The following is a 10,404-nucleotide window of genomic DNA, read 5'->3' as shown; positions in this document are numbered from 1 at the left end:
GGTGGTGGCGTCGTCCGCGAAGCGACGGTCACCAGTCGCATCGGGCACGTACTTCACACAGACAACGATCCTCAAGCTCACGGCCTGTCTCCTGTTACGTCGGGGCTGGTTCGAACCATAAGGGTACTGAGTGCCATTTGCCAAGGCACTCAGTACCCTCGGCGGGACTTTCGGTGGTACGGTCCGAGCCATGAGCCAGGGACGCGAGAGTGCCGGGAGACCGACCGCCGCCAAGCCGCCGATGCGGGAGGCGCTGGTCGCGGCGGCGCTGCGGCTCTTCGACGAACGCGGCTTCGAGCAGACCACGGTGGACGACATCGTGGCGCTGGCCGGGGTCGGCCGGCGGTCCTTCTTCCGGTACTTCCCGTCCAAGGAGTCGGTGGTCTTCCCCGACCACGACGGCTGCCTGGCGGAGATGACCGCCTTCCTGGCCGACCCGGCCGGCGCCGCCGAGGACCCGGTCGAACGGGCGGGTGCGGCAGCCCGGTTGGTGCTGCGGATGTACGCGGCCGAGCCGGTCTTCTCGGTGCGCCGGTACCGGCTCACCCGCGAGGTGCCGGCGCTGCGCACCCACGAGCTGTCGGTGGTCTGGCGCTACGAGCGGGCGCTGGCCGACTACCTGCGCACCCGGTACGCCCAGCGCGCCGACGGCCGGCTGCGCGCCGACGTGGTGGCCGCCGCCGTGGTCGCCGCGCACAACAACGCGCTGCGCAGCTGGCTGCGCTCGGGGGCCGACCACGACCCGGAGGCGAGCGTGCGGGAGGCGCTGGCCTACGTCGTCGCCACCTGGGGCGACCGGGCGCCGGCCGCGCCGGGGGTGGACGGGGCCGCGGAGGACGTGGTGGTCCTGGTGGCCCGCCGGGGCACTCCGATGTGGCGGGTGGTGGACGGGATCCAGACGGCACTCAGTGCCACCTGAGATGCCACAGTCGCTCAACTTCCCTGCCCTGGGTGGTCTTGTGCGTTGGCACTCAGTGCCATATGGTCTCCGCACGCCAGCTCCAGCCGTCCAGGAGGGATCCATGAACCAGACGCTCGTCGCCGACGCCGCTCTGGAGAGCCCCGTCGAGCTGATCTACCGTCAGTGCGCGTGGTGCAGCTCGCCCACCGAGCACTTCCGCCTGCTCTGCCCGGTCTGCGGTTCCACCGAGATGGAGGAGCGGCGCAGTGCCGGGGTGGGCGTGGTGCGGCGGATCGGCGCCGTGGTCCGGTCCGAGTACCTGGAGCACCGGATCCGGCAGAACTGCGCGGTCACCCTGGACGAGGGCCTGACCATTCCGGCCGTGGTGACGGCCAGTCGGTACGAGGTGGTGCCGGTCGGCACCCGGGTGCGGCTGCACGCGGTCGGCGAGGAGCGCGAGGCGGCGGAGTTCCGGCTGCTGCAGGGCAGCTGACCCGGGGTCCTACGATGTGCGCATGAGCGACAGCACGCAGCTCCCAGGTGCGAACCATGCGCAGCAACCGGTCACCGAGGAGCACCTGGAGGTGGCCGCCGGGATCCTGGCGATGCTCTCCGACCGCACCCGGCTGGCGCTGCTGCACCGGCTCGGCCAGGGCGAGGCGGACGTGACCACCCTCACCGAGGCGTGCGGCGCGGCCCGCACCTCGGTGAGCCAGCACCTCGGGAAGCTGCGGCTGGCCGGTCTGGTGACCACCCGCAAGGACGGCCGGCGGGTGGTCTACGCACTGCGCCACGGGCACTTGCGGCGCCTGGTCGACGAGGCGCTCAACGTCGCGGAGCACGAGCTGCGGCACCTGCCCGCGCACGACTGAGCGGGCCGCCCCGCCCCGGCGGCCCGTGCGGGCTTGCGGTCCGGGCGGTAGTGGCGCCAATATGTGCACAGGTGCTGACGTAATCAACTGTGCTCATGTCCGGTCGGGGAACCGCCCGGGCCCACCGGGAGTGACTGCCGTGCTCACCGTGCTCCGCCACCGTGGCTACCGCCACCTGTTCACCGCCCAGGTGGTCGCCCTGGTCGGCACCGGGCTGGCCACCGTGGCGCTCAGCCTGCTCGCGTACGACCTGGCCGGGGCCCGGGCGGGCTCGGTGCTCGGGACGGCGCTGGCGATCAAGATGGTCGCGTTCGTCGGCCTGGCCCCGCTGATCAGCGCCCAGGCGCACCGGCTGCCGCGCAAGGCGCTGCTGGTCGGGGCCGACCTGGTGCGGGTCGCGGTGGCGGTCACGCTGCCGCTGGTGGACCGGGTCTGGCAGGTCTACCTGCTGATCTTCCTGCTGCAGGCCGCCTCGGCCGCCTTCACCCCGGCCTTCCAGGCGGTGATCCCCGACCTGCTGCCCGAGGAGCGGGAGTACACCAAGGCGCTGTCGCTCTCCAGCCTGGCCTACGACCTGGAGAGCCTGTTCAGCCCGGTGCTGGCCGCCGGACTGCTGACCGTGGTCAGCTACCACCGGCTCTTCCTCGGCACGGCGGTCGGGTTCGCGGCCTCGGCGGCCCTGGTCGGCTCGGTCGCGCTGCCCCGGCAACTGCGCCGCGCGGTGCCGGGCGGGGTGCTGGCCCGGGCCACCCGGGGCGCCCGCCTGCTCTGGGGCGCGCCGCCGCTGCGGGCGCTGCTGGCACTGGACCTGACGGTCGCGGCGGCCGGCGCGGTGGTGTTCGTCAACACCGTCGGGTACGTGCGCGAGCACCTGCACCTGGGCGCGGGCTGGGTGCCGTGCGCGCTCGGTGCCTACGGGGCCGGGTCGATGACGGCGGCGCTGCTGCTGCCCCGGCTGCTGGACCGGGTGGCGGAGCGGGTCGTGCTGCTGGGCGCCGGGACCGGGCTCTGCCTGCTCTTCGTCCCGCTGGCCGCGGTCACCCTGGCCGGGACGGGCGGGTGGCGCCCGCCCGCGCTGCTGGCGCTCTGGGCGGCGATCGGCGCCGGGAGCGCCCTGGTCACCGCGCCCGCCGGGCGGCTGGTCCGACGGTGCGTCGGCCCGGCGGACCGGGCCGACGCGTTCGCCGGGCAGTTCTCCCTCTCGCACAGCTGCTGGCTGGTCACCTACCCGCTGGCCGGGTGGCTGGGGCTGTCGGGAGCGGTGCCCGTGCTGGGGCTGCTGGCGCTGGCGGGGCTGGCCACGGCGGTGCGGAGCTGGCCGCGGCCGACGGGCGGGCCGGCGGCCCGGTCCGGGAAGCCTGCGTCGCGGCCCGTGGAGGCGGCGGACCGGCCGGCGCCTCAGCCCTTGCGCGCCACCCAGACGCCGGCCAGGCGGAGCACCGGGTTCTCCGCCAGGGAGGGTGCACCGGCCTCGGGGCGCCACTGGGAGACGGTCACCACACCCGGCTCGACCGGCTCCAGGTCGCCGAGGAACGCGGCCACCTGGTCCAGGGTGCGGAACTGGGCGCGGCCCACGCCCTGACGCAGCACCGCCTCGGTGGCGGCCGCCTCGGTGTCGTCGCCGGCCGCCAGCAGGTGGTGCAGGAAGACGTAGCTGCCGCTCGGCAGCGCGGCCACCAACTCGCGCAGGATCCGGGCCGGCTCCTCCTCGTCCAGCACGTAGTGCACGATCCCGCAGAGCAGCAGGCCGATCGGCTGCGCGAAGTCCAGGTGGGCGCGCAGCCGCTCGTCCGCGAGCAGGGCCGCGGGCTCGCGCAGGTCGCCGGCCACGACCACGGTCTGCGGGTTGTCGGCCAGCAGCGCGCGGGCGTGCGCGAGCACCACCGGGTCGTTGTCCACGTACACCACGTGCGTGGCCGGGTCGATCGCCTGCGCGATCTGGTGCACGTTGTCGGCGGTGGGCAGGCCGGAGCCGATGTCCAGCAGCTGGCGCAGCCCGGCCTCGCCGACCAGGTAGCGCACCGCCCGGCGCAGCACCGCCCGCTGCGCGCGCACGCCCAGGTGCACCTCGGGCAGCGTCGCGGTGATCTGCTGCGCCACCGCGCGGTCGGCCGGGAAGTTGTCCTTGCCACCCAGCAGGCAGTCGTACACCCGGGCGATGTTCGGCGGGGCGGCCTCCATGGCCGTCGGCTGCCAGGTGCTGGCCGACTGCTGCTGATCCGACACGGTGCTGCTCTCCTCTGACGCGGGCTCAGCACCGAATGATGGTGGATCATGCTCGGCCGGGGCAATGGGGATCGGCCTGCGGACCGCGACGTCCGGTGCCGGCGGGCCGGTGCGGGCGGGCCCGGTTCAGGCCGTGACCGGGAGCTCCGGCTCCCGCGCCGCCGGGCCGGTCAGGCCGTCCGCCAGCGGGGAGCGGGAGAGGTTCAGGCAGCCGAGCAGGACCAGGGCCAGGGCGACCAGCTGGGGCAGCAGCCACCAGCCGGTGCGCAGGGTCTCGGCGAACAGGGTGACCCCGTAGCAGGTGCTGATCAGCGCGTCGCCGATGCTGAGCATGGGCTGGGAGGCGGCCAGCGAGCCGGCCTGCAGCGCGTTCTGCAGCACGAAGAGCGACCCGGCGCCGATCGCGGCCGTGGCGTACAGCTGCCAGCTGGTGAAGAGCGCGCCGGCCCCGCTGTCGAGGCGGGCCATCGCGTCCTTCATCAGCGCCGCGGTGAGCGCGTAGCCGCAGGCGGCGGCCAGACCCAGCGCGGCGGCCCGGGCATTGCCGCGCACCTTGAGGCCGACCGCCAGCAGCAGGGCGAGGAAGATCCCGGTGGCCACCAGCGCCGGGAACCAGGCCCCGGGGGAGACCGCCTCGGTGCCGCCGCTGGGCGCGGCCGTGGTGAGGAACAGGGCCAGCCCGGCGGCGACCTCGGCGACCGCGAGCCAGACCGAGCGCGGGAACGAGCGGTGGAACAGCAGCCCGCCCAGCAGCAGGGTGAACGGCAGCTCGATCACGAAGATCGGCTGGACCACCGCGATCGGCCCGGTGGCCAGCGCGACCGCCTGGCAGACCGCGGCCACGATGCTCATCGCGATCCCGCCCAGCCAGACCGGCCGGTGCAGCAGGTCGCGCAGCAGCGAGAACCGCATCGCGGTCTCCGCCGGCGCCTCGGCAGCGGCCCGGCGCTGCAGGACCGAGGCGGTGCCGTTGCTCATCGCGGTCAGCACGGCGAACAGGATCGAGATCATCCACCCATCATCCGCCGCGCCGCACCCCGTCACCAGCCGATCGGGTGACTCTGCGAAGTCCGGCGAATGCTGTGCCAGGTCGACGCCGGGCCGGGCCGCCCGGTCCCGGCCCGGCCGGTGCGGGGTGCCGGGCCGCCCGGAGCATCACCAGGCCGCCTCCTGATAGTCCTTCAGGAACACGCCGGAGACCGGGTCGCCCGCCTCGCCGCGCACGATCGGGTGATAGATCCGGGCGGCGCCGTCCACGATGTCCAGCGGGGTGCGGAAGCCGTGGGCGGCGATCCGGGCCTTCTTGGGCGCCGGGTTCTCGTCGGTGATCCATCCGGTGTCCACCGCGCACATGTGCACGCCCCGGGCCGCCAGCTCGGCCGCGCTGGTGCGGGTGAGCATGTTGAGCGCGGCCTTGGCCATGTTGGTGTGCGGGTGGCCGGCGGTCTTGTTGGTGACGGCGAACCGCCCCTCGACGGCGGTCACGTTGACGACGTAGCGGCGCGGGTGCGGCGAGGCGAGCAGCAGCGGCAGCAGCCGGTCGCAGAGCAGCGCCGGGGCCACCGCGTTGACCAGTTGCACCTCCAGCAGCTCGGCCGGGTCCAGCTCGCCGAGCCGGGCCGTCCAGGAGTTGGCGGGCGCGGTGTCCGGGAGCAGGCCGGCCTCGTCGGTCCGCGCGGTCGGCAGTGCGCTCCCCACCGGCGTGCCGATCGCGGTCTGCGGCGAGAACCCGGGGGCGGACCAGAGCGCGGCCGGGGGCGGGCCGGCGAGCGCGGTGGACTCGCCCGCGGTCAGCACCGCGTAGGCGGCGGCCGGGCGGCGGACGGTCTGCGCGGCGTTGTTGACCAGCACGTCCAGCGGTCGCCCCTGCTCGTGCAGCCGCTCGCACAGGGCGAGCACCTGGCGCGGGTCGCGCAGGTCGATGCCGACCACGGTCAGCCGGTCCAGCCAGTCCGCACTGCCGGGCGCGGCCTGGAACCGGCGCACGGTGTCGTGCGGGAAGCGGCTGGTGACGATCAGTTCAGCGCCGTCGCGCAGCATCATCAGCGCGAGCTGGAACCCGATCTTCACCCGCCCGCCGGTGAGCAGCACCCGGCGCCCGCGCAGGTCGGTGGACAACGCCCGGTGCGCGCCGTTGAGCGCGGCGCAGTCCGGGCAGAGCATGTGGTAGAAGCCGTCGACCTGGCGGTAGGGGGCCTTGCAGACGTAGCAGCGGCGGTGGCGCAGCAGCTCACCGGTGGCGGTGCCGTGGGAGCGGGAGGCCAGCGGGGCGTCCTCGCGGCGGTCGGCCGCGCCGGTGGCGGTGCCGGCGAGCAGCGCGGCGTCGGCGGCCGCCTGCGCGGCGCGTTCGCCCCGGCGCCGCTCGCGGCGGCTGTCCCGTGCGAAGGACTCGATCATGCGGCCGGCGTGCTGCCGGGTCCGGTGGCCGAGCGGGAGTCGGCGCAGTCGCCCGAGCGTGCGGGTGAAGGCGGCCAACTCGTCCTCGGTGATGGGTTTCTCTGTCTCGGGCATGGCTCTCCCCGTTCGCCACCTGCGGAGTTGGGCAGTCTGATCAGCTGTGGCGATGGTAGGGAGTGGGCCCACCGGGGTGAAACCGGTTTCCGGGCCGGCGCCCCTTCCCCGGTGGCTCGGGCGGTGAAACGCGGGCCGATCCGCGGCGCCCGGTTTCCGGTCAGCCGTACCGGCCGCAGCGGCGGGCGGAGCCCGTGCCCAGCACGGGCAGGGGCGGACAAACCGCCCCGGCAAGCCTGGCCGGAACCGGTACGGGTGCGACGCACGGTTCTGGTGCGACCCATCCCGGCGCTGCGAGGATCCCGACCCAGTACGTCGGAACCGAACCACCGTGGAGGAACCATGCAGATCACCGCCGAGCAGGTCCGCGCGCTCCGGGACGAGGACTTCCGCCTGACCCGGGCGCAGGGCCAGGAGCACCCCGCGGGCGATCCGGTGAGCGAGGTCTACGTCACCGCCACCGCCCTCAACAACACCTGCGAGGGCTGGTCCAGCTGCGGCCGGGTGTGCAGCTACTGATAGAAATCTGACCAGTCGTCACATCTGGTTCCAGGAAAGGCAGCAGGATCTCGTGGTGGATGCCTCCGCACTCCGCCGGGCCGCGGCCCGGGCGGTTCCCCTGTCGCGGCGAGGACGGGCGGCGGACCTGCCGCCGGCCGGTGCGGAGGCGGCACGCCGGGAGAGAGCCGACCGGATCCTGGCCCGTTGGCGGGCGCAGGCGCCGTTCGACCGGGCCGACTGGTTCGAACGCCGCCTCGCCGCCGACGGGTTGCGGGAGGACGAGCTGCGCGCACTGCTCGCCGAGGAGCCGGCGGCACTGGCCGACCGGCTGGGCGTCGACGAGCCGTGGGTGGCGCAGCTCGTCGCGGCCTTCGAGGCGCCCGGGGAGCTGGCGGTTCCCGCGGAGCACGAGTTCGCGCACCTGTTCGCCCCGGTGCTGGCCGCCGCCCGCGACCGCCTGCGCCAGGGGCTGGCCGCGCTGGGGGAGGCCGCCCCGGGCGACCCCGAGCGGCTCACCGCCCTGCTGCTGCCCGCCCTCACGGCGGAGGCGCACGCGATGGCGGTGCGCACCGTGATCACCGAGCTGCACATCGCCCGGCTGACCGGTCGGCTGACCGGTGACACCCCCGAGCAGCGCTACCGCGGTTTCGTCGACCGGCTGCGCGACCCGGCCGCCGCCGTCGACCTGCTCGCCGAGTACCCGGTGCTGGCCCGCAAGGTGACCCTGCGGGCCGACCAGTGGGCCACCGCCAACCTCGCCCTGCTGGGCCGACTGGCCGCCGACCGGCCCGCGCTGCGCGAGGCGTTCGCGGCCGAGGGCGAGCTGGTCGAACTCACCACCGGCCTCGGCGACTCGCACCGCGGCGGGGCCACGGTCTGCGCGTTGCGGTTCGCGAACGGCGCCCGGGTGGTCTACAAGCCGCGCCCGCTCGGCGCCGAACTGCACTTCCAGCAGCTGCTGGAGGCGCTCAACCCGCAGCTGAGCCTGCCGCTGCTCGCGGTGCCGGTGCTGGCCCGCCGGGACTACGGCTGGATGGCCCACGTCACTGCCGAACCAGCCCGCAGCGCGCAGGAGTTGCGCGACTTCTACCACCGGGCCGGGGCACTGGCCGCGGTGCTGTACCTGCTCGACGCGGTGGACTGCCACGCGCAGAACCTGCTCGCCGTCCGCGACCAGCCGGTGCTGATCGACCTGGAGGCGCTGCTCCACCCCGACCTGCCCGAGCCGGCCAAGGACCTCTCGGCCTCCGAACGCCTGGCCCGCCACCACGCCCTGCACTCGGTGCTCCGCTCCGGGCTGCTGCCGGACCGCAGTTGGGACGAGGGCAACGGCGGCGCCGACCTGTCCGCGCTCGGCTGGGACCCGGCCGACCTGGCGCCGCGCGCCGCGCCGGTGCTGGTCGGCGAAGGCACCGACGAGCTGCGGATCGAGTACCGGCGGCTGCCGGTGGCCGCCCCGGGCAGCCGCCCGGTCCCGGCCGGCGAGCTGTCGCGACTGGCCGACCACACCGAGGAGTTGGCGGCCGGCTTCGCCGAGGCCTACCGGGTGCTGGCCGGGGACAAGGCGCGGACCGCCGACCTGGTCAGGGCGTTCGCCGCCGACCGGACCCGGCTGCTGCGCCGCGACACCCTGGAGTACCGCAGCCTGCTCGCCACCGGCTGCCACCCCGACCTGCTCCGGGACGGCCTGGACCAGGACCGCCACCTGGACCGGCTCTGGGCGCTGGCCGCCTGGGAGGAGCGCTCGCTGGCCTTCGTGCCGCACGAGCGCGCCGACCTGTGGCACAACGACGTCCCGCTCTTCACCATCCGCCCCGACAGCGTCGACGCCCGCGCCGCCTCCGGTGCGCCGATACCCGGGGTGGCCGAGCGGCCGGCGCTGGAGGTCGCGCTGGCCAAGCTGGACCGCCTCGGACCGGCCGACCTGGCCCGGCAACTGCGGCTGCTGCGCCTGTCGGTGAGCACCGCCCGGGGCGCGGTGGAGCCGCGCCGGGAGCCGGTGGTGCTGGTCGCGGAAGAGCTGGCGGGCGCCCTGCCGAGTGCGGCGGCGCTGCGCGGGCGGGCGCTGGCCGGGGCGGTGGCGGCGGGGGAGGAGCTGCTGCGCGAGGCGTACCGCGCCGGGAGCCCGGCCGACCTCGCCTGGATCGGCCCCAACTGGGCGCCGCCCGGGCGCTGGGCGCAGGCCGAGCTCGGCCCGGACCTGTACAGCGGCACGGCCGGTGTGGTGCTGTTCCTGCACCAGCTGGGCCAGGTCAGCGGCGAGGCCGAGTTCCGGCAGGCGGCGCTCGCCGCCGAGCGGACGCTGCAGCACCAGATCCGCCGGAAGGCGGGCCGGCTCGGTGGCGGGCTCGCCGGGACCGGCGGACTCCTCTACGCGCTGGCGCAGTTGGCGGCGCACCGGCCGGGCGACAGCGAGCTGGACGCGGCCGCCGGGCTGCTGCTGGCCCGGATCACCGCGACCGCCGACGAGGACGCGGCCCACGACCTGGTGGCGGGCGGTGCGGGGACCATCGGCGGGTTGCTGGCCTGGGGCACGGTGCGCCCCGGCGGCCCGGTCACCGACGCCGTGGCCCGGTGCGCGCGGCGGCTGGTGGCAGCGGGTCAGGTCCGGCGCGAGGGCGGCGTGGGCTGGCAGCCGCAGGCGCTGGAGCGCAGCGCCGGGCGGCCGTTGGCCGGGTTCGCGCACGGCGGCTCCGGGATCGGCTGGGCGCTGGCCAAGGCCGGCGAACTGCTCGGCGACGGGCGGCTGGCCGAACTCGCGCTGGACGCGCTGGACCACGAGCGGACCCTGTTCGACCCGAAGGCGGCCAACTGGCGCGACGTGCGGGAGCCGGACGAGTCCGCCGACCACCCGGTGCTCTGGTGCCACGGCGCGGCCGGGATCGCGCTGGCCCGGGTCGAGCTGGCCGAACTGCTCGACAGCGACGTGCTGCGCAAGGAGCGGGACATCGCGCTGGAGACCGTGGTGCGGCACGGCTTCGGGCTCAACTTCTCGCTCTGCCACGGCGATCTCGGCAACCTGGAGCCGCTGCTGCTGGCCGGTGAGCCGTGGCGCACCGCCGGGCTGCGGCAGGCCGGCAGCACGCTGGACGCGCTGGACCGGCGCGGTTGGGTCTGCGGTCTGCCGCACGGCGCCCACAGCCCCTCGCTCTTCGTCGGGCTGGCCGGCATCGGCCACGGCCTGCTGCGGCTGGTCGCCCCGCAGGACGTTCCGGCGCTGCTGGCGCTGCATCCGCCGATCCCGCAGTGACGGCGCCGGCCCGAGTGACTCGGGTGAACCGACGATGGTAATGCTCGACCGATCGGTCGTCGCAACTTCTGCGGTGCGCTACCGGGAACAGGCCTCCTGGTCGCGGACCGGCCGGTAGCCTGGGGACCTATCGAGCCGGGGAG

8 protein-coding genes and 2 pseudogenes are annotated in these 10,404 nt (G+C 75.2%); 6 read left to right on the top strand and 4 right to left on the bottom strand.

Going from position 1 to position 10,404, the window contains the following annotated elements:
* A pseudogene (locus tag ACFW1A_RS18170) lies at positions 1–81 on the bottom strand (electron transfer flavoprotein subunit beta); the annotation flags it as partial.
* A 109-nt stretch (positions 82–190) separates the two neighbouring features.
* Here ACFW1A_RS18170 and ACFW1A_RS18165 point away from each other — a divergent pair.
* The 4 genes from ACFW1A_RS18165 (at position 191) to ACFW1A_RS18150 (ending at position 3,355) form a co-directional block, all read left to right on the top strand.
* Complete coding sequence (locus tag ACFW1A_RS18165) at positions 191–919, top strand: TetR family transcriptional regulator (protein ID WP_380410095.1); 729 nt, start codon at positions 191–193, stop codon at positions 917–919.
* Between the two features lie 103 nt (positions 920–1,022).
* Complete coding sequence (locus tag ACFW1A_RS18160) at positions 1,023–1,394, top strand: hypothetical protein (RefSeq protein WP_380410094.1); 372 nt, start codon at positions 1,023–1,025, stop codon at positions 1,392–1,394.
* A 22-nt stretch (positions 1,395–1,416) separates the two neighbouring features.
* The gene (locus tag ACFW1A_RS18155) at positions 1,417–1,773 is read left to right on the top strand and encodes an ArsR/SmtB family transcription factor (protein WP_380410093.1); all 357 of its coding nucleotides are present in this window, start codon (positions 1,417–1,419) and stop codon (positions 1,771–1,773) included.
* A gap of 139 nt (positions 1,774–1,912) precedes the next feature.
* Complete coding sequence (locus ACFW1A_RS18150) at positions 1,913–3,355, top strand: MFS transporter (protein WP_380410092.1); 1,443 nt, start codon at positions 1,913–1,915, stop codon at positions 3,353–3,355.
* Here the strand turns inward: ACFW1A_RS18150 and ACFW1A_RS18145 are convergent.
* From ACFW1A_RS18145 to ACFW1A_RS18135, 3 genes and pseudogenes are all read right to left on the bottom strand, one after another.
* A pseudogene (locus tag ACFW1A_RS18145) lies at positions 3,253–3,954 on the bottom strand (SAM-dependent methyltransferase); the annotation flags it as partial. The gene ACFW1A_RS18150 and the pseudogene ACFW1A_RS18145 overlap by 103 nt on opposite strands.
* A gap of 171 nt (positions 3,955–4,125) precedes the next feature.
* Positions 4,126–5,010, bottom strand: coding sequence for a DMT family transporter (locus tag ACFW1A_RS18140; RefSeq protein ID WP_380410091.1), 885 nt, complete (start codon positions 5,008–5,010; stop codon positions 4,126–4,128).
* 144 nt (positions 5,011–5,154) lie between these two features.
* A complete protein-coding gene (locus ACFW1A_RS18135; RefSeq protein WP_380410090.1) occupies positions 5,155–6,510 on the bottom strand; it encodes an SDR family oxidoreductase in 1,356 nt (451 codons plus the stop codon).
* Between the two features lie 342 nt (positions 6,511–6,852).
* On the opposite strand from ACFW1A_RS18135, the gene ACFW1A_RS18130 reads away from it, so the two are divergent.
* On the top strand, positions 6,853–7,029 hold the full coding sequence (locus tag ACFW1A_RS18130; RefSeq protein ID WP_380410089.1) for a hypothetical protein: 177 nt from the start codon (positions 6,853–6,855) through the stop codon (positions 7,027–7,029).
* A gap of 55 nt (positions 7,030–7,084) precedes the next feature.
* Entirely contained in the window at positions 7,085–10,261 is a 3,177-nt protein-coding gene (locus ACFW1A_RS18125; RefSeq protein WP_380410088.1) for a type 2 lanthipeptide synthetase LanM family protein, read from the top strand.
* The last annotated feature ends 143 nt before the right edge of the window (positions 10,262–10,404 follow it).

Origin of the sequence: Kitasatospora sp. NPDC058965, from assembly GCF_042741245.1 — a bacterium.
GTDB lineage: Bacteria > Actinomycetota > Actinomycetes > Streptomycetales > Streptomycetaceae > Kitasatospora.
This window is presented reverse-complemented; position numbering and strand designations above follow the sequence as displayed.

What these genes read in the sequence shown, in the direction of transcription:
- ACFW1A_RS18165 (WP_380410095.1), top strand. Translation starts at nt 191, where the DNA reads ATGAGCCAGGGACGCGAGAGTGCCGGGAGACCGACCGCCGCCAAGCCG.
- ACFW1A_RS18160 (WP_380410094.1), top strand. Translation starts at nt 1,023, where the DNA reads ATGAACCAGACGCTCGTCGCCGACGCCGCTCTGGAGAGCCCCGTCGAG.
- ACFW1A_RS18155 (WP_380410093.1), top strand. Translation starts at nt 1,417, where the DNA reads ATGAGCGACAGCACGCAGCTCCCAGGTGCGAACCATGCGCAGCAACCG.
- ACFW1A_RS18140 (WP_380410091.1), bottom strand. Translation starts at nt 5,010, where the DNA reads ATGATCTCGATCCTGTTCGCCGTGCTGACCGCGATGAGCAACGGCACC.
- ACFW1A_RS18135 (WP_380410090.1), bottom strand. Translation starts at nt 6,510, where the DNA reads ATGCCCGAGACAGAGAAACCCATCACCGAGGACGAGTTGGCCGCCTTC.
- ACFW1A_RS18130 (WP_380410089.1), top strand. Translation starts at nt 6,853, where the DNA reads ATGCAGATCACCGCCGAGCAGGTCCGCGCGCTCCGGGACGAGGACTTC.